Annotated in this window: 20 protein-coding genes; 2 read left to right on the top strand and 18 right to left on the bottom strand. The window is 40.6% G+C overall.

What is annotated here, in order from left to right:
• Positions 1-48 precede the first annotated feature (48 nt).
• The 13 genes from ACOB80_RS01420 to ACOB80_RS01360 are packed head-to-tail and all read right to left on the bottom strand — an operon-like array spanning position 49 to position 14,570.
• Positions 49-1,263, bottom strand: a complete 1,215-nt coding sequence (locus ACOB80_RS01420) for a hypothetical protein (RefSeq protein ID WP_473164014.1) — start codon at positions 1,261-1,263, stop codon at positions 49-51.
• Positions 1,256-3,214 carry a carbamoyltransferase C-terminal domain-containing protein gene (locus ACOB80_RS01415; RefSeq protein WP_473164013.1) on the bottom strand — a complete coding sequence of 653 codons (1,959 nt, stop codon included), beginning with the start codon at positions 3,212-3,214 and terminating at the stop codon, positions 1,256-1,258. The genes ACOB80_RS01420 and ACOB80_RS01415 overlap by 8 nt, the downstream gene beginning before the upstream one ends.
• 3 nt (positions 3,215-3,217) lie before the next feature.
• On the bottom strand, positions 3,218-4,027 hold the full coding sequence (locus ACOB80_RS01410; protein ID WP_473164012.1) for a formyl transferase: 810 nt from the start codon (positions 4,025-4,027) through the stop codon (positions 3,218-3,220).
• The gene (locus ACOB80_RS01405) at positions 4,020-4,532 is read right to left on the bottom strand and encodes a hypothetical protein (RefSeq protein ID WP_473164011.1); all 513 of its coding nucleotides are present in this window, start codon (positions 4,530-4,532) and stop codon (positions 4,020-4,022) included. Before ACOB80_RS01405 ends, ACOB80_RS01410 begins: the two co-directional genes overlap by 8 nt.
• Before the next feature lie 13 nt (positions 4,533-4,545).
• Positions 4,546-6,144 (bottom strand): CDP-glycerol glycerophosphotransferase family protein, encoded by a 1,599-nt coding sequence (locus ACOB80_RS01400; protein WP_473164010.1) that lies wholly within the window; start codon positions 6,142-6,144, stop codon positions 4,546-4,548.
• A 30-nt stretch (positions 6,145-6,174) separates the two neighbouring features.
• Entirely contained in the window at positions 6,175-6,834 is a 660-nt protein-coding gene (locus tag ACOB80_RS01395) for a class I SAM-dependent methyltransferase (protein ID WP_473164009.1), read from the bottom strand.
• 50 nt (positions 6,835-6,884) lie between these two features.
• Positions 6,885-7,874 carry a GDP-mannose 4,6-dehydratase gene (locus ACOB80_RS01390; protein WP_473164008.1) on the bottom strand — a complete coding sequence of 330 codons (990 nt, stop codon included), beginning with the start codon at positions 7,872-7,874 and terminating at the stop codon, positions 6,885-6,887.
• A 20-nt stretch (positions 7,875-7,894) separates the two neighbouring features.
• Positions 7,895-8,863, bottom strand: coding sequence for an NAD-dependent epimerase/dehydratase family protein (locus tag ACOB80_RS01385; protein ID WP_473164007.1), 969 nt, complete (start codon positions 8,861-8,863; stop codon positions 7,895-7,897).
• Between the two features lie 16 nt (positions 8,864-8,879).
• Positions 8,880-9,665 (bottom strand): phosphocholine cytidylyltransferase family protein, encoded by a 786-nt coding sequence (locus tag ACOB80_RS01380; RefSeq protein WP_473164006.1) that lies wholly within the window; start codon positions 9,663-9,665, stop codon positions 8,880-8,882.
• Positions 9,662-10,258 (bottom strand): gamma-glutamyl-gamma-aminobutyrate hydrolase family protein, encoded by a 597-nt coding sequence (locus tag ACOB80_RS01375; protein ID WP_473164005.1) that lies wholly within the window; start codon positions 10,256-10,258, stop codon positions 9,662-9,664. The genes ACOB80_RS01380 and ACOB80_RS01375 overlap by 4 nt, the downstream gene beginning before the upstream one ends.
• Positions 10,255-12,588 (bottom strand): PEP/pyruvate-binding domain-containing protein, encoded by a 2,334-nt coding sequence (locus tag ACOB80_RS01370; protein ID WP_473164004.1) that lies wholly within the window; start codon positions 12,586-12,588, stop codon positions 10,255-10,257. The genes ACOB80_RS01375 and ACOB80_RS01370 overlap by 4 nt, the downstream gene beginning before the upstream one ends.
• 1 nt (position 12,589) lies before the next feature.
• The gene (locus ACOB80_RS01365) at positions 12,590-13,108 is read right to left on the bottom strand and encodes an adenylyl-sulfate kinase (protein WP_473164003.1); all 519 of its coding nucleotides are present in this window, start codon (positions 13,106-13,108) and stop codon (positions 12,590-12,592) included.
• Complete coding sequence (locus ACOB80_RS01360) at positions 13,101-14,570, bottom strand: nucleoside-diphosphate sugar epimerase/dehydratase (protein WP_473164002.1); 1,470 nt, start codon at positions 14,568-14,570, stop codon at positions 13,101-13,103. Before ACOB80_RS01360 ends, ACOB80_RS01365 begins: the two co-directional genes overlap by 8 nt.
• Positions 14,571-14,683: 113 nt before the next feature.
• On the opposite strand from ACOB80_RS01360, the gene ACOB80_RS01355 reads away from it, so the two are divergent.
• Positions 14,684-15,499 carry a phytanoyl-CoA dioxygenase family protein gene (locus ACOB80_RS01355; protein WP_473164001.1) on the top strand — a complete coding sequence of 272 codons (816 nt, stop codon included), beginning with the start codon at positions 14,684-14,686 and terminating at the stop codon, positions 15,497-15,499.
• On the top strand, positions 15,496-16,257 hold the full coding sequence (locus ACOB80_RS01350) for a TylF/MycF/NovP-related O-methyltransferase (protein WP_473164000.1): 762 nt from the start codon (positions 15,496-15,498) through the stop codon (positions 16,255-16,257). The genes ACOB80_RS01355 and ACOB80_RS01350 overlap by 4 nt, the downstream gene beginning before the upstream one ends.
• Positions 16,258-16,398: 141 nt before the next feature.
• Here ACOB80_RS01350 and ACOB80_RS01345 read toward each other — a convergent pair whose 3' ends face one another.
• From ACOB80_RS01345 to ACOB80_RS01325, 5 genes are read right to left on the bottom strand one after another with little or no spacing between them, the layout of a single operon-like run.
• Positions 16,399-17,109 carry a nucleotidyltransferase family protein gene (locus ACOB80_RS01345; protein WP_473163999.1) on the bottom strand — a complete coding sequence of 237 codons (711 nt, stop codon included), beginning with the start codon at positions 17,107-17,109 and terminating at the stop codon, positions 16,399-16,401.
• Positions 17,109-18,596 carry a PfkB family carbohydrate kinase gene (locus ACOB80_RS01340; protein WP_473163998.1) on the bottom strand — a complete coding sequence of 496 codons (1,488 nt, stop codon included), beginning with the start codon at positions 18,594-18,596 and terminating at the stop codon, positions 17,109-17,111. Before ACOB80_RS01340 ends, ACOB80_RS01345 begins: the two co-directional genes overlap by 1 nt.
• On the bottom strand, positions 18,589-19,458 hold the full coding sequence (locus ACOB80_RS01335; protein WP_473163997.1) for a sugar nucleotide-binding protein: 870 nt from the start codon (positions 19,456-19,458) through the stop codon (positions 18,589-18,591). The genes ACOB80_RS01340 and ACOB80_RS01335 overlap by 8 nt, the downstream gene beginning before the upstream one ends.
• A gap of 19 nt (positions 19,459-19,477) precedes the next feature.
• Positions 19,478-20,557, bottom strand: coding sequence for a zinc-binding dehydrogenase (locus tag ACOB80_RS01330; protein ID WP_473163996.1), 1,080 nt, complete (start codon positions 20,555-20,557; stop codon positions 19,478-19,480).
• Between the two features lies 1 nt (position 20,558).
• Complete coding sequence (locus ACOB80_RS01325) at positions 20,559-21,683, bottom strand: class I SAM-dependent methyltransferase (RefSeq protein WP_473163995.1); 1,125 nt, start codon at positions 21,681-21,683, stop codon at positions 20,559-20,561.

The following is a 21,683-nucleotide window of genomic DNA, read 5'->3' as shown; positions in this document are numbered from 1 at the left end:
CTGTCGGTCTAGGTTCTTAATCTAGACCTATCTGAACGGGTCATTTAGTTACTTATTTTTTGAAAGTAAAAAAGTTTCCAAATCTTCTAGTAATTCGTTGACGCTTGGCAGTGACCATTTGAATACTTGATCCGCTTTGGCGAATTTTAACCCTTTATCTCCTACTTCGACCCCACCTAAATTAGCAGTAACAGAAGCACTTTTTTCATCCTGATAAACGAAGTAAGGCGTATTACTAAAAAATGCGATAGTTGCTGGGCCACTGTTACTTCCCATAAATAAATCGGCATCAATAATCGCATTTAACTCTTCAGCAATTCCTAAACCGTAGGACTTTAAAATCAGAGTATTTCTTAGTTGAAAGAGTTTTTTGGGAAATTCGTAAAATCGACCAATAATGACAAAGACCACTTGAGGGTATTTATGCTGAGCCTCTTCGATAAAGGAAAGCCAAATATCTTGGTCGGCATCTCTATGGATGGCCTCATTACAGCTACCTTGGTTATCTGCTTGGCGCTGACGCATGTGCACGGTGACAAAAACGCTATCTTCTTTAAATCCAAACTCAACGTAACTCTTTAATACACTAGCCCCTTTAGTTGCACTAAAATGTGGTAGATAATCGTTTTCAGCAAAAAATTCATTAAAGATTCTGAAATAGCTGGCATAGGGTTTAACATTGTCTAACTCTTCAAAGTATTCACTTAAACTAGGATACGTTTCAATACCTTGGGCTGTCAGTGCCATCAACTGCTGTTCGAAGCCTTTTCGGTTTCTTACAATGGTGATATCTCTGATCAGTGGGCACATATTAAAAGCTGGCAGCATTTCAAGCAGGTGCTTTTCATAATTGACACTATTAATGTGACCCTGATTTCGAGGAGCAGGGTAATTAGGATCAACAATAATGTAGAGGTCGACAGCACTCTTACCTTGCTTAATCGCTTCAATGGCAAGTTCCATACAAAAGTTTAAGCTATCACCTAGCGAATATGGCCTAGATGCGTAATTCCAAATACCAATCAAGGCATCATTGTTTACGACTTGACTGCCTAGACCTTGTCCTTGAAGTGCTTTATCTTGTGGACCGTGGCTTGTGTTGTCTTCGTTTATGTGAGCTTCTATCACAGTAGCCAGCTGTTCCCTTCTTCCTCCGCCCGGTAAACCTTTGAAATAAAAGTGAACCAACTGCCAAAACCCAGCATGGTCACCTTTTTTGTCGGCTAGTAATTTACTTATCGTTAAAGCAAGTTTTTTAAGCATTTTTCGTTACTCGCCAGCCATCGATATACAGAACATCTAAATCTGCATTAAGGAAAAAATTAAGCGCATCTTTTGGGGATTCGACAATAGGTTCACCAGGGCCATTTAACGACGTGTTCATCAACACACTAACCCCAGTTAAAGATTTGAATGCCTTTAATACCTGATAATAGCCGCCACATGCTTGGCCAGCCGTTTGAATTCTCGCAGAGCCGTCAACATGAGTTACTGCTGGAATAACGTCACTGTCGACTTGAGCATTAAACAGCATATAAGGAGATGGCGTTGGCACGTCAGTAAAATAATGCGCTGACTCTTCTTCTAAAACAACAGGCGCAAATGGTCGCCAAAGCTCTCGCTTTTTAATACCGTTAACATGTTGCCAGTTGCTAGCTATTTTAGGATTAGCCAATATCGACCTGTGACCTAGTGCTCTTGGGCCAGCTTCACTTTGCCCTTCATACCAGCCGACGACTTTGTTCTCACTAAGTTCTTTTGCCGCAAATGGAGCCGCTTCTTCTGCGCTATTACCTAGTTTTTCTGCCGTTAGTCCATCAAGTGCTTGTAACTCTTGTTTTAAATCTAGATGATCGTAATTTTGGCCTAAATAAGGATTTAGCCCATCACCATTGGTTGCTAACGTTCGTGGATTATCTAATACATTGTGATAAAGCGCTAACGCTGCCCCAATGGCAACACCGCTATCATCACAGCAAGGCTCAATAGAAAGATTGGTGAATGCACTTTCCTGCCACACAACACTATTGGATGGGCAGTTCAACGCCGTTCCGCCCGACAAACACAAGTTACTTTCTGAAATACCGCTATTTTCAAGCCCTAGATATATGCTGTTAACTGCTTTTAAATAAATTTGCTCGAATAGCTTTTGGGTTGAATAAGCAATATCTACATTAATTGGTGCGGTCATCTGTGTTTTATCACCTAGCGGCGATAAGTCATAGCCTTGAGCTTTAGCTTGTTCGATACAATGCTTAAACCATAATTCTCGGTATTCTTCGGTGTTATGCTGACGCATAAAGTCATACCAATTTCCAACAAAACCATCGAGAGAAAAACAGTTATTACCCCAAGAGGATAAGCCCATTAGTTTACCTGCTGGACCTATATGACCAAGGTTAAGTTGAATACCTACATGGTCATACAATGCGCCCAAAAATAAATGATGAGGCATTAACGGATATATCTTGTGACCTTGTCCATAGTAAAACATGCCAACGTTATAGGTGGCAGGGCGAGAATGACCATCGTGAGTGAGTATCGCCGCAGAATCGAATGATGAAGTATAGTAACTACAAGCCGCATGACACATATGGTGGTGTATAAAATACCCAGCGATAGTATGTCCCATCAATTCAACGGTAACAGGGTAATGAAAACCGTGTCGGTATTCATCTGTTTTGATAAAAGCACTCAAGTCAGCCCCTGCAATATCCTCTAGGCCTTTTTCTTCGCTCCATAATGGCGAATCAATGTATCTGTCCATCCAACCGCTAGCGTTGGCGACGGCATCAGGTGTTTGCTCAACTTCAGGGTAAAACAAACTATATATTTCATAGGCTTGGCTTTTTCTGTATTCAGGTTTTAATAAATAGTCGTTTAAATCGCGATTCAGTTCCGGTTTAAAGCTTTCGCTTAAGCTACTTTCGCCTCGATGATTTTCATGTTTCTCTAGCGAGACTTTGAACAACTCGTGCTCTGTAAAGATAAGTTCTTTACGCTGAGTCGATGAAATGGCAATAAAACTAATATCAGACAATGAAACATTGGCTTGCTGTAATACCGCATCAATGGTTTGTTTATCTAGGCCTAAAGCATGCTTAATTCTGGCAATACGCTCTCGCATGACATAAGCAATAACTTCACCGTTTTTAATGATAGATGCTGCAGCATCATGACCAAAATGTAGACCTAAAATTAGAGAATCCGTCATAGTTTACTTTCTTAAAGCCTTAATATTCTGTTGCACCAAGTGACGTAATACAGGGTGAATTTTATAATACGTTTTCGCACATTGCTCTGATTGCGCAATAGCGTTCAATGGCAATGCTTGTCGCTCTGTTTCAGTTTCATTTTCTGTAAGTGAATAACTATTGTTTGAGCTATCACTGAAGTCTTGCAAAAACCTAGCCATTGTCACAGCCCTTAACCCTGGGTCGATAACGAAGTCAAAGTCTAAAGTGCCTAAATTAGGTAAAGGAAATGTGTTAGATATCAATATATCACCGGTATCAATTCCCTTAGCCATTTTAAAACCAGTAACCGTCAACGGTTGTTTCGCTAGCATGGTGTAATACAAAGTCGTACTTCCTCGATATTCAGGAAGCTTTCCCGGATGAAAATGAATAAATGTCATTTTCTCGACAGATTGTTCACTCAAAATTCCCTTTGCAGAGAAGATAACCCAATCACTTGTTGTAAGTGATAGTTGAGAAACCGCAGCATTGATATTTTTTGCACTGATAAACTTAACGTTGAAGTGCTCACACAAGGTATGAAAACTCGAAAAACCATCAGTTTCATACTCAAACCCTTCAATGTTAACGTTACCTTGCCAATACTTTTCTATTTGCGATTCTGTTTGCTGCATCAACTGTGAAGCAAGTGTTTCATCTTCGAGTAGGTGAATATAAATGTTACTTAACGATACGTTTAAATGTTTAAGGGTCAGTAAATAAACATAGGTTCTCAAATTGACCGAGCCGAGAAAGTTGATATTCAATGACTTAGCTTGTGGTTCAGACATACTCTAACCCCGCGGCAATACTTTTAAGTAGCTGACATTCGTCAGCTAAATGAGATGCTATTTGCGACTTTTCGGCTGCTGAAAGCAGGTGACCTTTTGATAACGAGCAAAACACATCACCTAACTTTAATAAGGTACTTACCCATTGAAAATTTACGCCCTGCTCTTTCATATAACAATAAATTGAACGCGCTAACAACATGAACTGTAAAACATTATCAACATAATCTTGGTCGGTAACTATGTTTGAAAACTGTTTGTTTATTTCGAACACTCTAACGTAATGAGTGATTTCGGCTTCTGAATAGAGGCTGCTACTCGCCATATTTTCAGCATGGGCAGGGCTAATTGTGCTAATACCTGAAGTAAAGTCACGTTCACTATATGCAGTAATGGCTTGTTCGCGGCATGCGAGGTATTGTTCAAAATAGTCTGGCTGTGATACATCGGGAAAGGAATACCTTTCAGGCTCTAACAATAAATCTCTCGTTAACTTAGGGTACAAACTGCTCTCCACGCTAGGCTTTATTCTCAATCGAACGGCGACTTGAAGCAACAGTGCCTTGAAACACAGTGTCTGCTCCCAATACTACGCTATCCCCTATTGGGTTAATCATAAAGTCTTTATCATTTTTCATATAAGCAAGCAAAACATCACACATGGTCTCTGTCACTTTTCCCACGTTAAAAAACTCTTGTTGTCTAAACGCTAAAAGTTGGCTCGCATACATATTCTTATTATCCAAAAGGTTTGTCACTTCATTTACCAACGCTTTTACATCCGAAACAGTTTTGCCTATGTGCTTCCTAAGCGGCAAAAACTCCTGCCCGTTGATGGCTGTCAATTCACTTATTTCTTTCGATTCCTCATGCTGCTCAGGTAAAAAATACACAACAGGTTTTAATTGAGAAAAAGCAAAGGTATAAGCCGAAGTTGAAGTGTCTGAAACCAAACATGCACTCTGTGCAAAGCTTTCTTTATGGCTGGGCTTGTCATCGTAAGAGTAGTTATCAAAGCCCTCAAACTTAGCGTTTATCGAGGCAATTTCTGCTGCTAATTCAGGGCTTGATATAGCAGCAGGATGTGGTCTAAAAATTACGTCTCTATCGGGAAAGTAAGTGAGCAAACTTTCAATAATGTCAGCGCTAAAATGAGGAAAACTAACGGGAATACCTTGATGCGTGTTCCCCTGAGGCAAAGCACCGGGCGAATACAAGATAGCGCCTGCTGTAGCAGGACTTTCTGCCATTTGGTTAGCGGTCGAGTTTTCAATCGCTAAATCTAAGCTTTTATATCCAGCCGCAACGGCAATACTCGTGTTTTCTAGCGCTTCGTTTTCAAATAGGCACGCCAGAAAGTTAAATGTTTGCCTTGTAGGTAATAACAACAAATCAAACGGTTGAACAATAGAACTTTCTAACAGTGCTTTGGTTTGTGCTAACGAAAAATCGGCATCTAACATGCGCTCACATAAACCGACATAGCCGTGGGGCATATAGACAAACTTAGTATTTTCTAGTTTTTGCGTAAATGCCGACGCGATACAATTATCTGAGACAACGAGATCAAAAAAGTCCCAATCTCCATAAGCACTGATAACATCACATACTTGGATACAGACAAAAGCACTGGTTAGTGATTCAGGTAAGCTCGATTTATCTAGCGTATAAATAACGACATTAACGTCAGCACTGGCCAGCGCTTGCGGTAAGTCTTGATAGTGCTTTTGATACACCTTATGTGTGGGAATAAGCACGGCAACATTTTTTTGTTTTTCAGATAAGTATTGTTTAATACCTTGCCCTGCGTCACTTATCTGGCGTAACGCGATAATACTTTCAGCGTAATGGCAAAAGTTAATACTGGAGTTTGCCTTAGTGAGCTTATCCGTGATTTCTTGAAAATGGTAATCGCTCGGCACGATGACTAAGTGATTTGAATGCAATGCTTGCGCGTTAGTCAGCAATTCGTAATCGACTGGCAACACAGCGTCACTGTTATCAAGCGACAAAAATCCCGTGATTTTTTCGCCAGTAATAGCTTCCACTACCTTGCCAATAGCCACGCTAAATTGGCCGAGGTAGTAAATATATATGTGCTGTCTTTTTTCAATCATAGTGCTTAGTGAATGAATCTCACAGGCTCATTAAGGAATAAACCAATAAAAATCGCCGTTATACCCTATGTCTTTGAAAAAAGTTTGCCAATCATCAACATGCATAATCGTTTTTGCCGTTAATGCCCATTCAAGCATCCGCTCTTTTTCTTCATCATCACGATAGGCATCTACGGTAATAAAAGATTTTCCTCGGCTCACGCGCTCAATTTCTTGTAAGGCTTTTGCGCACTCTTTCTCATCCAAGTTATGCACCGTGTTGATTGACATGACAACGTCAAAACTATTGTCTTCAAAAGGTAGCTCTTTAGCATTGGCAACAGACATTTTGTCTTTCATAGACTTAATGCCATGTGCTATTGCATATTCGGAAATATCGACACCTTGAACCTGAATGCCAGGAATCAACTCAGCTAAGTCGTGAAGCATAAAGCCTTTAGCGCAGCCAACATCTAACAAGCGAGTTTCGCTAGTTAAGTCAAAATATTGTTGAAGATCAGGCACAACCGGTTGCCAGAATCTAGGGTTATAAGAAAAGCCACCATAACCATAAGTTCGATCGCCGTCGAAAAACTCTTTTCCATACTGACGGGCAATGGCTTTATCTTCTTCAGTAATAACTCTCGCGCGCCCTTTAGTATCGCGCTTAGATTTAGGGTAATTTTTTAATAGATCTATTTCGATGCCCACAGGCTTCTCCACATACTTTTCAACCGTTTATATAGCATAAGTGACACTAATTAAGGCTTGTGAATATATTCACTCGGCTGTTGTTTTAATACGTTAATGTTCTGAGTTAACCACTCAATCGTTGACGATAATCCTTGCTCTAAGCTAATTTTATCTTGCCAATCTAATTCGCTTCTCAGCTTACTCGAATCAAGTAAATAAGCGGCATCTTTACCTAACCTGTCTTCACTGTCTTGGCAAAGTTCAGAAAATTCATACTGCATTTGCGAACAAATGATACTCACTAACTGGCGAATGCTAATCGTGCTTTCAGTAGCAATATGGTAAATATCACCATTATTGCCTTGCTCACCGATTTTTAACGTTGCCTCAGAAACATCATCTATGTGAATAAAAGAGCGCTCAGAATAACCACCGCCATGCAGCTGCATTTGCTTGCCTGTTAATATCGATAAAATTGCACGAGGTATAATGCGATAGAGTTGCTGGCCAGCCCCATAAACATTGGCTGCACGAGTGAACACTACTGGAAATTGGTAACTGTCATAAAAGGTATGCAAACTCATATCTGCTGCCGCCCTTGAAACCGCATAAGGCGTACTCGGCGCATAGTGTTTGTTTTCTTGAACATAGCCACTACAGCTACCGTAAACTTCAGGCGTTGAAATATGAATATATCGTTCTAACCAGTCTTTACTGCGTAAAATATTATGAAACTTAATGGTGGCAACGGCATTGGTTTGAAACCAGTGCTCTGGATATTGCCAACTTTGCCCTACCATACTTTGTGCAGCAAAGTTATAAACATATTTGGGCTTTTCTTTATCAAGTAAATTTTCTATTTCAGGCAAATGGTTATTTAAATCCATCTGATAAAATGTGAGCTGCTTGCTATCTAGCCAAGCGTACGGCAAAAGTGCTTCAACTGGCTCTTGCGAGCGGCTAATAGCGACCACTTGATAGCCACTTTCAAGTAAATACTTACAAAAACTAGCACCTGAAAATGAATTGCTGCCAATGACGAATACTTTGTTAGTCATGCTGTCTACTTTATCCTTAGCTACGCCTGTTGCTTAGCAAAAACCGTTTGTTGCATCCACTTCAAATTATGAAATTCGTCTTTTGCTTCTAAGTTGCCAGCTTGGTATGCATCGATAATTTCGTTGATAGCATCTGCTACCGTATATTTGGGCGTAAAGCCTGTTGCCAATAATTTGTCTGAATTAACGCGATATGACCTAGGGTCATTCGACGGAGTGACTTCGATATCACAGGCTAATCCCATGCTGTCCATTTTGGCTTTTACTCGTTCAGCAATGTCCATAATGGTAATGTTTTCAAAGCCCGCATTAAAAATACCTTGTGTTTTTTCCGGATTATCAAGCATATACACGTATAAATCCGTAATATCCTGCATATGGATATTTGGGCGCGCTTGTTTACCACCAAACACGGTAATTTTCTGATTTTTAAGCGCCGCCATGGTCAGTAAATTTACCGAAACATCTAAGCGCATACGGTCAGATAAACCACATACTGTTGCTGGCCTAACAATTTGCACAGCCATTTTGTCGGCGTAGCTTAGCAAAACACGTTCGGCGACCATTTTAGTTTTGTTGTATTCTGAAATCGGGGTTAATGGCAAATCTTCCGTCACTTCCGGCTCTTCTTTTACGCCATAAACACTGCCAGAAGAGGCATATATAAACTGTTTTACATCAGATTTAGCTGCTTTATCAGCAAGTTGCATGGTAGCTAAACAACTAATTTCCCAAGTAAGTTTTGGATCTAAGTCACCACACGGGTCATTTGCAACTGAAGCCAAATGAATTATTGCTTCTATTGCCGTTAAATCAATACCGTCTACATCCCTAACATCATGCTCAATGACGGTTAAATTAGGGTGCTCAGGTAAGTGATTACCAAACCACATGATGTCTAATGCGGTAACTTGATGACCCGCTGCTAGCAGTTTTGGCACCAATACCGTGCCTTTATAGCCACAAGCGCCTGTTACTAAAATATTCATGAAAAAGCCTGTTTGGTTACGTCAAAAACTCAGGATTAAACCCAAGTGTTTGATATTGTTCTTGTTTCAATAATGTTTGATAAATTTCTAAATCGTCTACCGAGTCTGTTTCTAGCCAACCTCGTTGAATTAAATAGCTTTTTACCTCTTTACCATCTTTTATCATGGCTTGGATAAAGTCAGTAAAATAAAGGTTCTTGGCTCGATGTTCCGAAAGGCACTTCGTATATTCTTGATATAAGCCTTTTAACGATTTAACGATAGTTTTGTCAAATTTTACCAAGCCAATATATTGTGCTTGGATTTGTGCTAATTTTTCCGGTTTTTGCCCAAGAGACAACACGTTATGTTGTTCGTCAAATTCAAACGTCTCTGCGTCACTGAGCGGGTCTGGCATACGTAGACTCCATAAGTCATGCCAATCAAGATCTGCTGCTACGACAACCTCGCCTTGGGCCTGAATTAACCCATGTAATACCTCAGGCTGATATACTATATCACCATATGAGACCACTAAATCTTGATTCTCATCAACACTATCCATAGCACACATGAGGCTATACACCATGTTGCTTGATGCGAACTCGTCATTAACAACCTGTTTTACTGCATACTGATCAAAGCATTGGCCTTGATAACCTTTTACGACAGTAATATCAGTAATATTTAATTGTTTGAACACCGCCAACTGCAGGTCAAACATGGGCGTACCATTTAAAGGTACCAAGGTTTTTGGCAAATTCTCAGAATACGGTCGTAATCGAGTGCCTTGTCCCGCAGCGAGTACTACTATCTGCGTCATAAAAACCACCTTTGAAATAATTGTTTATCTTGTTCTGAAAAAGGCGTTAATCGTTCAGGGTGCCACATAATACCAGCAACATTGTCTTCTTTATGCTTTATCCCTTTAATAATGGTTTGGGTAGTATCCGTGCCATTTATTTGGAAACATTCAGGTAAGTCTATTAAGGTAAAGTTGTGGTAGCTGTTGACTTCTCTGTGTTGCCCTTCATACAAGACCGTTTGCTTTTTAGATACCTGACCAGTACACGGAGTCAAGGTTGCACCAAAAAACTGTGCTAAATGCTGCATACCTCTACATACACCTCTAATTGGAATGCTGTGCGCTAGCGCATATTCAATTAAGCGCCTTTCTACTTTATCTCGGTGACCAAAATCTTGAATTGCTTTTGGCACTTCGCCACTACCCGTCAGCAAAATTCCATCAATATCAACTTCGTCTAACAATTGTTCTAGGCAAGCGAGATTGTTCGGCACATATATCGGCAACAATTGGCATTCTGTTAAAAACTGCGCCCAGCACATATCGATGGCATCCCATCTTTCTTGATGAGTACCTGTTGATTCACGCATAGACACCAGTATTTTTTTCATCGAATTTTAGTTACCTTCTGCGCAGCACAATCCATGGAAACTACATTATATTCTTGCCACTGTTGATAAAATGCTTCACCTGCACCAATAACGGCTGGAATCCCCAATTCATTGGCTCGAATAGCCATATGAGAATTAGCGCCACCATACATAGTGACTAAACCCGCAATATTTTTAGAGAAAATCCAGTCATATCCGGGGTCGGCTGACTCGATAAAAACCACCTTACCAGCAAGCTCTTGATGATCTTGCTCAGCAACTTCCCCGACAACTTTGCGTTTAGTCACAAAGTTAGGCAAGCAATCAGGTAATCGGAACGCAGCTAGGTTTGTATCGGGAAGAATAACGGGCGGTAAAGGTATCAATGCACACAATTCATAAAAAGACTTATTACGCTCTATGCTAGCAAGCATGACATGCTTTGCTGGTAATGTTGACGCATATAGCGACATAACTTCTTTGATATCTGCAAACGCCAGAAGTTGATTTGATAGTTCAAATCGTTTTCCTAAGCCTTGGATCAATTTAATAACGTCACTCACACTTTTACTAAATACGAATTTCGACCATTCTCTAGCTTCTATAGCCGTTTTAAAGAAATTTAGTAATGCTTGCGCGTCTATAGAAAAACCATGATTTGCCAAAGCCGCTGAAATTACATCATGTTCAGCATTAGATAACGTGAAACTAGATTGTTCAACAACGGGGCCATTTTCAACGGCGTGCCCGTCTTCGAATAAGGCTTCTTTTGGCATTTCGTCATAGCGTAAAGATTCAATATCGTATGTACCCGGTCTTAAATGCCCGTACTTACCTAAGAAACTTTCTTGTGACATGCGAGTTCTATCACTGACAAAGTCAGAGCTAACAGTCGTCAACGAATGTAAAAACTGATCTTTTCTTTCACTGGAAAGCAGATGACAACTAACAAGAGATTCCAGCATTTGCGTGGCAACAAAAGCTGCACGGGCTATTCCTGCAAATGGCAAGGTGCCATAGCGTTTACAATCCTCAATCAACCAATATATTTTTTCTACATCGTTCAACGAGGTACCTGATAACGCCGCTTGTTTTTGTTCAAGTACTTTAATTTTACCGATGTCTTTGGCGAGTAATGACGGCTCGCCATTAATGATCTTGTCAGTAATAGTAAATAAAGCCTCTTTTACGCTCGCTTTTTCATCAGCGGTAAATGTTTTCGGTAACGATGAAAGCTTGGTATCAATATCAAGGCTATAACATGACAAAACAATATCGAATTCTACTTTGTCGTGTAACGAAGGGTTAGCGCGCAGCTTTTCCAAGTAATAATTCACTAACTTTTCAGCTAATGCATCATCGACAGCTTTAGGCACGAAAGAGTTAAAGCTAACTCTGGTGTCAATGTAGGGTGAGTGCGCAAGTGAAACTAAAAGCGGGAAACTGCGTAAATTTCTATAACCATAATTGTGACGCTGATAGGCCCAAACGCCATCAGTGACTAACTCTTTATACAAAGATAAAGCGAGAGGCTTAGGTTTTACACCAATAATTTCTGCCGGATTCCAATCAGGCATATTGGCAAATACAGTAAAGTCACCCACAAGCCCAGGGTGCGGTTGACACAGACGAGCAACTTTTTGCGTTGCTTGTCGTATTTGCTCAGAGAGCTGCGGTTCTACCGTTTCTGGGTGTTTAATCTGGCTTTCTTTTAACACTAAAGGTCTGACTTGAAACAAATAAAGGCTTTCTTGTTGATCAAAAGCAAACTCTATATCTAACGGCGTATCAGGAAAATGTTGAGCTAGTTCATCTATCAGAGCGGCAAGTTTTGCTTTCCAGCCAGATAATTCAGTCGTATTCGACTTCAACCAATATTCCACATGTGAAATGGCACCTTCGCCAGAGGTTATCGATTCGGTACTTCCCGTTTCATCGTCGAAATTTACTACGATATATGGACTACCAGTTTTCATATCGACAGAAAAGGCGACACCACTTAACATGACATCGGTAAGCTGTCGCTGTACTAACAAATGACAATCATCATAGCTCACGGTTGGGTAGGAAGAAAAAACGTCGTTTATTGCTGTGACTAATTGCGACTCACTTTTCACATCAAGGGCTGAGTAAAATGCCCCTGCATTTGAGCAGTGTTCGCTATCTTCAGCATTACTGCTAGAGCGCACCACCATTGAAACGCCTTCAAACTGTTGGCACAGCCCCTTCACTACCTGTTCTGTGTTTTGTTGCCAAGCATCATAATGTACCTTTTCACAAGGCAAGATTTCAGCGCTTTGAATTAAAGGCGTTAAAGTGAGTAAAGTATCTGCTTTTGAAAGAAAATCCATCTTACCAACCACTTATACTTTGTAGAATTTTCTCGACATTATCATCAAGCTCCGCAAGCTTGGCATTACTCAATGTGATATCAGGTTGCTTAGGGAGTTCTAAGGCCAAATTAACGCCTGGTACGTTATCCGCTTGCTTGGCCTGAGCTTTTGAATATAAACCTTTTTGATCTCGTCTCAGTAGCTCTTGTTCAGATACTTCTAGATACACTTCACAATAAAGTGAGATTTGTTCGCGATTAAACTCTCTTACGCTATCAAACATAGATACCGTTGAAACAACAACAATATGACCTTGCTCGGCAAACTCTTTAGCTAATTTGCTATAGGATAACGCTAGGGCTTGTCTACTTTCGCGCTGGTATTCATAGTTATTTAAAATACTGCGCAACGTATCGCCGTCTAGCAATATCGGCGTAATATCGAGCTTTCGCAACTTTGCCACTAACGCTGTCGCCAGCGTCGACTTGCCAGCACCAGGCATACCAGTGATCCAAACAACACCCGCTATTTTATTCATATGGGTTAAAAACCTCTATTGTTTGACCTAGTGCATTTTGCTTCATCACTTTATCATCCAAAATATTATTGATTTGCTGGCCCATTGCCTGAGCATGACGCTCAGAAGTCAAAATTATGACATCAATGTCAGTAGCTAAATCTAGCCTTGTTAAACTTTCTGGCGGTAGCACCTTTACGCTATTAAACTCACGTTGATGCCATTTTGGGTCATTATCTAGCACATAAGCTAGGTTCTCTGCATGTTCGCTCGCTAGAATCAGTATCTCGGCTTCTGTGCTCGCTCCCATCAATACCACGTTTTTACTTTGTTTAATTTTAGCTAAACATTTTTCCAAGCAGTTCTCACGCCAACTCTTAGACTTTGTTCTCAGCAACACGTTTAATTGCTCGTTTAAATAGCACTGCTTATTATTTTGCAGTAAATCTAGGCGAGCATTAATCTTGTTAAAATCTTCGTTGGCTTTTGCCAGTAGGGTGTTATCTATTTCCCCATTTTTCCTAGCATATATCACTTGGTGTTGGCTAAAAAACCTGTGATGACTTTGCGCATGCTTCAACATAAAAAAGGCAATATCTGCTGGGTTAAACTGCCCTTTGTCACCAAGTTCATAATCCGCGTCATCAATCGACGCTACGCAACACTTGTTAGTATTGGTGACGACACAGATATCTTTATCATCAAATTCAAACGGCATAGTATCTATGGTGTAACCAGGCAAAAAGGCTAATGGCTCTTTCATACTAATTACAAGTGGGAAGCAATACACACCTTGTTGAATTAAGACACTTCCTTGTTTAAACCAATAGAGATAATCAGGCCAAAGTGGATTAAAAAACTCGCTATCAACCGCTTGTTTTAAGCTGAAGGGATGTATGTGATTGACGATAATGTCTTGAAGATTTTCTCCCGAAATTGGCAAACTATTCTCGACAGCTAACCCATTAACTTCCTGAAGAAATGCGTTAGTTTTTATGCGAGGTCCACCCACTAAGACTAAATGTGAACCATTGACAAACTGATCTATCGCATAAGTTAGCGCTGTATCTGAAAAAATGATATCAGACATCAAAGGAACAAAAGCGCCTTTTTCCCTCGCCGCCGCTCTGGCTCCAATCGCCAACGCTTCCATTTTTGTCGCATACTTTAACCAGTTTTCCTCTGGATAACGTAGCCATTCATTTCGCTTGTTAGCAACTTGGCTCGTTACATCTTCTAGCGCATGAAAAAATACGGTGACGAAACGCGTTAGCGCCTGATAAGTGGCGTGTTTTTCAATCTGCTTTTTGCCCTCGGCATCAGTAACGATATGATAATTAAGCGTTAAGCCTTTTTCTGCCAAGGTTGGAATATTTCCATTAGCCAGCTGACACGGCAAGCTATAAGCAAGAAAGTCGCGCACATACACTTCGCCCCAAACAGGGACAGTAAAGTGGACAGGCTCTGCTGACAAATTACTCAAATCGACTAAAGACCTCAAAAAGCACTAGAGTGCGTTGCAGTTTACACTATATTTATCGCCAATGATCAATTAAGCTTTAGCGATAATAAATAGAAATTTACTTCGGTTATTAAGTGGTTGCACTACACAATCAAAATTTAGACGATATCAAAAGATTAGGGTTTGCCCATATCCAATCAATCATCCCTAAATCAACCATTGCCAAGATTAAGACTTATCTCGAACAAGAATTAGCTAAATTAGAACAATATTGTCAGCGCAACTATTCATGTTCTTTAAAAGAAATGGAAAGCGTTGCTCAGTCTTATCAAGGAAAACTTAGCAATGTTTCTCAAGAAGACAGGTTTCTATTTTCAGGTGTCTATCCCACATCCGTTCGGCTTAATGAAACCGTAGAATCTATTTTTAAAAGTACCGATTTAATCACACTACTGAAAACTTACTTGAATAGCGAGGAGGTATTTGCCCACTTGCCCGCTATGGCACGCTATATTCTGTCTCATTCTACGACTTCTGCCGTTCCCCCTCACCGGGATAATCAATACAATCAACACATGAGTAATTTTCTTACCATATGGATCCCGTTAGTGAATATTGATGACCAATGTGGTGGGGTCAAGTTTTATCAAGAAACAGATAATGCTCAAATAGGCAGCCAAACTAGCCACCAAATAAACCCAGATAATGCAGAAAGCCAGTATTGGCACGATGCGATTTTAGTAGAGGGAATGCGTGTTCACACGCCACATTTGTCGGTGGGAGATATCTTAGTATTTCCACCAGACACAATTCACGGTTCAGCGCCGAACTTAGCTAACCATACAAGATTTAGTTTAGATATTAGAGTATTCTCAAACCGAGACAGCTCGACCAAACACCACATTAATATGATGACGGGTGAGCGATTTAGCCCACAGGAGAAAGCATGACAACATTCGACGGATTTAAAAAAACAGGGTTAGACAGCGATATTGAAGGCATGTATGCAGATCACATGGAGAAATTCGACGTTTCGCCATTAGATGCGGTAAAACACTTTACCGTGCTTTCTCGCAGACAGATGCTAAAGAGGTTTTTAGCCCATAACGAGCTCTTTATGAAAACCCTTGAAGTGCCAGGAGATATTGCTGAATTAGGTGTGTTTCGAGGAATGGGTTTATTTACATGGGCAAACTTTCTAGAGTCCTATTGTATTGGCGACAGAACCAAAATGGTTTTTGGATTCGATAATTGGAAAGGTTTTACTGAATTTGATAATGAAGATGGTGCAGAAAAAGAGTCAGCAGGTAAGGTTGTCGGCGGCTTTAACCCAGAAAAATATTACGATGAATTGAAATCTGCCATTGAGATATTTGATGCAGACCGTTTTATTCCTTGGAAAGATAGAATCAAGCTTATCGATGGGCAAATTGAAGACACTGTACCGGCATTTTTGCAAGAAAACCCTGGCGTTCGTTTTTCACTTGTACATTTTGACTGTGATTTATATCGCCCAACCAAAGCAGCGCTAGAAGCTATTTGGCCAAAAGTAACTCGAGGAGGCTTGATTATTTTTGATGAATATTCAATGCATGATTGGCCAGGTGAAACACAAGCTGTAGACGAGTTCTTAGCAGACAAACCAGATGCTAAACTGCAAACCCTTTCTTGGACAAATACCCCTGGCGCTTTTCTAATTAAGCCTTAAGGTAATTTATCGTAAGATAGTAAGCCTTAAGATATTCGGCCTCGTTGTTTACGATAGTTATGTGTTAAATAACGAGGCTTTGTCCCCTAGAATATTCACAATAATCTGTTTGTTATTTTCCTATTCTCTCTTTTACACCGCTTATAACTTAATTGAGTGAACATCAGCTTCAGCAGCAGCTAATGCAGCTGGCGACCCAATATCTCTTAAATACACGTCATTATGCCAACAATGCATTTTTCCTAAGAGCTTAGGTAAAAGATCAAGGCTGATCTCTGACTCACTCGCCTGTCGATGCTTTAAGTAGCTCAGTAATTCTTTATTGAACAAAAAAATGGCACCACTGGCTCGATTTGACGGTGGGTTTGCCACCTTTTCGTGAAAACCTATTAATCGCTGTTCGCTATCCATTTCAACAATACCGCAGCTTGAAGGCACATCGGTGTCGAATGTCATCATAGTGCCAACACTATTAACACTTTGCTGATGGAAGTCGATAAAGGCCTGCCAATCACAACAAACCAGGTTGTCTGCATGGGCTACCAACACAGGAGAGTCAGTAAAGTCCTGCGCATTCACCATATTATCCAATGAGCCTAAAGTGCCTAAAAGCTCAGACTCTGGGTAAGTTACGATATGATACTTGTCTGCCATGTCAGCAACAAATGCTTCGACTTTTTCAGCGAGATAATGGGTATTGATATGAAATTCAGTCACGCCAACAGAAGATAAGGATTCTAGCCAGTATTGCAATAACGGCTTACCCTTTATTGGCACTAAACATTTAGGTATGGTGTTGGTAATTGGCCTTAAACGAGTACCTAAACCTGCCGCTAGTAAAACCGCCTTCATTATTGATTAACCTGAGTCAGTACGCCAAGTAAGTCCTCTTGTTGTAAAGGAATATTACCCACTCTGCCGACTTGGCAACCAGCAGCGACACTGCCGATAAACGCAGCTTGCCAAATATTAGCGCCACTAACCAATGCCATAGAGGTGGAAATCAACATAGCATCACCTGCACCAGCAACATCGACTGGGTTTGAATTGAATGCGGGAAGTTCATCGGTATCCCACCACCCCGCTTGCTCGTTCTTACTTCGCAATAAAATGCCGTCTTCTGCCAGTGTTACCATGACGTTTTGGCTATTCAGTGAATTACCCAACTTTTCAGACAATTGAATTAAACCGTCTTTAGAGTTGTGTAGCGTTAAACGCGCCTCATGCTCTGTTGGCGTCACTAACAACATGTCGTGAAACTTAGCTAAGTCACCTAATTGCGAAGAAGACTGGCTGTCTGCAACCATTGGAATATTAAGCGCTTTAGCCTTGCAAATAAGGGCTTCTAAAAAGCCATTGCACAGCAGGCCATAGTTAAAATCAGAAAAAACAATGAGCTGATACTGCTCAAGGTTGGGTATCAGTTCAGACAATATTTCCGCTCTTAGTGATGGATTAATATCGTGCTGCCTAAAGTCATTCACGCGTAATAAGCTTTTGTTGTTCGCGCGATAGCGCTTTTTCGTTGTTGTTGGACGAGATTCATCTCGATACAACTTAGGTGATACTTGGTATTGGTCAAGTTGGTGAGCAACATAATCGGCTTGTGCATCATCACCAACGACACTATAAAAATCTACTTTTGCTCCTAAACCTCTTGCATGAGCAGAAACAATACCCGCGCCACCGACATACTTTTTGGTATTTTGTGGCGATACCACAATGGTAGGGTCTTCTTGTGACATGCCTAATGGCTGGCAATCAACATATTCATCGACTATCACATCGCCAATAACCGCTACTTTGAGTCCATTAAATGAGGAAATGGTTTTATCTAAAAGGTCTTGAGTTAACTGGTGTCTATTGCAGTACGCCAGTGCTTTGTATGACAAGGTTAAATGAGACGTTGGCATAGATGGCGCGTTATCTAGGGTTTTCGCGCTGACGTGTTCACCAGAGCCAAACACCAATTTGCCACCACAAGCTGTTACTGTTGCTTCTTCTTCGTTTTCTAGCTTTTCAAACTCTTTACCTTTTACAACAAACGCAGGCTTTATGGCTTCAATAGAAGCTAATAAGTTATCTGTCACCATAAAGACATCATCAACGAAGGCGACACTGGTTAGCGCTTCAAAGCGTTCTTCATCTGGTAAAAAAGCGCCGGCAGAGTAGTCTCTGGCAAATAAACCAACATAAAGTTTATTACCCAGGTCAGCGGCGAATTTTAAAAACCTAAGGTGGCCTGGGTGCAAAACATTAAAGTTACCAAAAACGCAGACGATCTTGTCGCCGTTTTGCTGACTAATTTGAATAGATTGTTGAAAACTCGAACTAAACAAATGTACCTCTAATGTATTCTGTTAAAACGCCATCTATTGTATCGGCGGAAAAAGGAAAAACCTGACTTTGGCAATTCAACGTTGCAGCGGCATCAGGTGTGACATGACATTCAAGCGCATTATTTTCATCGATAACATAGTTAAAAGATGACTTTTCAGCGCTTTTAATGTTGCTAATCTTATCGCTTAACAAGCCAGCTAACTGCAGATAAGTATAAGCTTTTTCACCACTACAATGAAAAGTACCTTTCGCTTTATTCTCTGCAATTTTTAATAAAAACAGGACCAAATGACTCAGTAAAACCGGAGCAAGATAATGATCATTAAAGGCTGATATCGACTTATTTGCTTGCCAGTTAGCTAGCCAGCCATCGAATAACGGAAAGTTAGCCCCGATAACTTTTGTGGGTCTTACGATTGCAGTGTTCAATTTTTTATCAGCGATGAACGATTCAACCCATGCTTTTTGCTGCCCATAAACTGAACGAGGTGCTAGAGGATGATCAATTTCATAATGGCCAGTTTGATTAGCAAACACATGATTACTCGATAGAAACACTGAAAACGTGCCTTTCTTATCAAAGTAATCGAGCAACTCACAGCTAATCTTTACGTTGGCATATTCACTCTCTTCAACATGACTTTCGCAATACTTAATATTGGTTATTCCAGCAAGTAGAAACACACAATCAAAATGCTGTTCAGCGAAAGCCTTTGGTGAAAAAGGTTTGGCTAAATCCAAATACAAAGGCTTATTTTCATCTACTCGCTGCGACTCTGCCACATAGTGGCCTGCATCACGTAACGCTTTAGTGAGCGCTTTACCGATATAACCTGTACTACCAATAATAAGAATCTTCATCTTAGCGTTAATCGCTTATTTATTTGCCATCTAGCTTTTTGTTATCTAGCTTTTTGTCATCTAGATCTGGCGCTATTTCAATAAGCGCTCGAACAATTTTTCTATCAGCTAAATCATCAAGGGCCTGATTAATTCTTTCCAACGAGTAGCTATCAGATAATAAACGATCAAATGGTAAGTTTTTGTCTAAATACAAAGAGGCAAGTAATGGAATGTCTCTATCGGGTTGACTGCCACCGCCCCAGCTACCACGAATAGACTTTCCGCGATGAAAAGCATGCGGCTCCAAGCTGATGTTTTCGCCTTCTTTTGGGTGAGAAGCAAAGATACACTGACCGCCACCATCACGAACTGCTTCGAACGCTTGCTCTATTGTTTTTGCTCTGCCACCCGCTTCAATACTGTAATCAACACCGCCTTGGGTTAATCGTTGAATCTCAGCTACTGGATCAACGTCATTGGCATTAATAGTGTGAGTCGCGCCAAGTGATTTTGCCAGAGCAAGCTTTTCTTCTTCCACATCAACCGCAATTAACATGGTTGGGCTTGTTAATTGGGCTGCAATTAGGGCACTTAAGCCAATGCCTCCAAGGCCAAACACTGCGATTGTTTTATTATGCTCTGGCTTTAACTCATTCACGACAAGCCCTACGCCAGTAGGTAATGCACAGCCAAAGAGTACAGCAACTTTACTTGGAATGTTATCTGGAAGTTTTACTAGTCGATTTTCTGCCGCTATGGTGCTCGTTGAAAAGGTGGTCACGCCACCTGAATTAATGTGCATATCTCCGTGTTGATAAATACCACCTGGCGCTTCGAGCCCTTCGCCACGGATCCAGCCTAATACGACTTTATCACCAACCTTTACTTTGCTAACACCGTCACCTAATTCGCGTACAATCCCCACGCCTTCGTGACCAAGTAAGTGAGGCACATATTTGTCTTCGCCTCTACCACCAGAAACTTCCATTAGCTGTGAGTGACACAATCCACTATAAATAATATCAACCTTTACCTGCCCTTTTGTTAACGCTGGCATTTGAATGTTATCCATTATTTCAAGAGGTTTGCCTGTTTCAACTAATACGGCCGCTTTCATGTTAAATTTCCTTTGATAGACAATGTAAAGAAAGGTGCGATAGCCTTTTCTTAATTGCCTGTTGCTGTTTATTTGGATACGGTAAGATCACTGGTTGCACTAGTGTTTCATCAACGCTCGCTATCGGCAAGCCCATCAGTGTTTTACCTATTTTATTTTCGTCTTCATCAACAAAGCCTAAACAATGCTTGCCTAGATAATTGGCTGTAAAGACCGCAGCAGGGCCAGTGCCAAGCACATAACAGTGTTGCTCTGCTTTTCTTAAATCATTTAATGCTATTAATTCTTGGGAAAAGAGCTCACTTATCGATTTGTGTGAGCTGCTGGTATAACTATTTTCCTCAACGGAGCTGTCAATTGAGGCACAGTTTTCACCATGAGAATTTGAAGCCACTAAGGTAATTTCTTTGCCTATTTGAGTTGGCATAAAATAGCCTTCAAAGCTTTTTGAAACCACATTTTGCAAAGTATTCGGACTAAAGTGCCAGATGTGGTCATAGATGGCAAAATCCCAAACATTTTCGTTAATGTTCGGTACTTGAATAATTAACTTACCAGTTGGCGTTAATAGCTGCTTAATGCTCTCCAAGAAACTGGCAAGTTCTTCAACATGCTCTAGCACATGAATTAAGGTAATAAGCTCAAACTTTTCACTAATATCGGTTAAACTGCCGGTATAAAAGCCAGACAATGGTACTTTTGCTTCAATTGCTCGTTGCTGATGATTACTCACATCGTGACCATAAAGCTCAACTTCCGGCATGACTTTGGACAGAGCAGAGAGCATGACACCACTGCCAGTGCCTATATCTAGGGCTCTTCCCTCTGAGGGGAGAAACTTTTGGCAATGATTTAAAATACTTTCACAACGAGACATGGGCACATCAGCACTATAGTTAAGCTGCTCTTCACCTTGTGTCAGCGAAAATGCTGCATAGTCGGCATATAATTGTTGTGTACGCAGCTGATATTGCTCGTTTACGTGTTTTTGAATAAGACCACATTGACCACAGCCATAGACCTGAAAGCCATAGTCTAGAGGCTTACAATCTGAGCCTACTGACTTACTGTCATTTGTTGCGATAAGCTCAGTTAATAATGACGACTGACACCAAAGGCAAGGCAT

Source organism: Thalassotalea coralli, assembly GCF_055786205.1.
This window is presented reverse-complemented; position numbering and strand designations above follow the sequence as displayed.

What these genes read in the sequence shown, in the direction of transcription:
- ACOB80_RS01365 (WP_473164003.1), bottom strand. Translation starts at nt 13,108, where the DNA reads ATGAATAAAATAGCGGGTGTTGTTTGGATCACTGGTATGCCTGGTGCT.
- ACOB80_RS01380 (WP_473164006.1), bottom strand. Translation starts at nt 9,665, where the DNA reads ATGACGCAGATAGTAGTACTCGCTGCGGGACAAGGCACTCGATTACGA.
- ACOB80_RS01325 (WP_473163995.1), bottom strand. Translation starts at nt 21,683, where the DNA reads ATGCCTTGCCTTTGGTGTCAGTCGTCATTATTAACTGAGCTTATCGCA.
- ACOB80_RS01415 (WP_473164013.1), bottom strand. Translation starts at nt 3,214, where the DNA reads ATGACGGATTCTCTAATTTTAGGTCTACATTTTGGTCATGATGCTGCA.
- ACOB80_RS01345 (WP_473163999.1), bottom strand. Translation starts at nt 17,109, where the DNA reads ATGAAGGCGGTTTTACTAGCGGCAGGTTTAGGTACTCGTTTAAGGCCA.
- ACOB80_RS01350 (WP_473164000.1), top strand. Translation starts at nt 15,496, where the DNA reads ATGACAACATTCGACGGATTTAAAAAAACAGGGTTAGACAGCGATATT.
- ACOB80_RS01330 (WP_473163996.1), bottom strand. Translation starts at nt 20,557, where the DNA reads ATGAAAGCGGCCGTATTAGTTGAAACAGGCAAACCTCTTGAAATAATG.
- ACOB80_RS01410 (WP_473164012.1), bottom strand. Translation starts at nt 4,027, where the DNA reads ATGTCTGAACCACAAGCTAAGTCATTGAATATCAACTTTCTCGGCTCG.
- ACOB80_RS01400 (WP_473164010.1), bottom strand. Translation starts at nt 6,144, where the DNA reads ATGATTGAAAAAAGACAGCACATATATATTTACTACCTCGGCCAATTT.
- ACOB80_RS01390 (WP_473164008.1), bottom strand. Translation starts at nt 7,874, where the DNA reads ATGACTAACAAAGTATTCGTCATTGGCAGCAATTCATTTTCAGGTGCT.
- ACOB80_RS01385 (WP_473164007.1), bottom strand. Translation starts at nt 8,863, where the DNA reads ATGAATATTTTAGTAACAGGCGCTTGTGGCTATAAAGGCACGGTATTG.
- ACOB80_RS01375 (WP_473164005.1), bottom strand. Translation starts at nt 10,258, where the DNA reads ATGAAAAAAATACTGGTGTCTATGCGTGAATCAACAGGTACTCATCAA.
- ACOB80_RS01335 (WP_473163997.1), bottom strand. Translation starts at nt 19,458, where the DNA reads ATGAAGATTCTTATTATTGGTAGTACAGGTTATATCGGTAAAGCGCTC.
- ACOB80_RS01420 (WP_473164014.1), bottom strand. Translation starts at nt 1,263, where the DNA reads ATGCTTAAAAAACTTGCTTTAACGATAAGTAAATTACTAGCCGACAAA.
- ACOB80_RS01370 (WP_473164004.1), bottom strand. Translation starts at nt 12,588, where the DNA reads ATGGATTTTCTTTCAAAAGCAGATACTTTACTCACTTTAACGCCTTTA.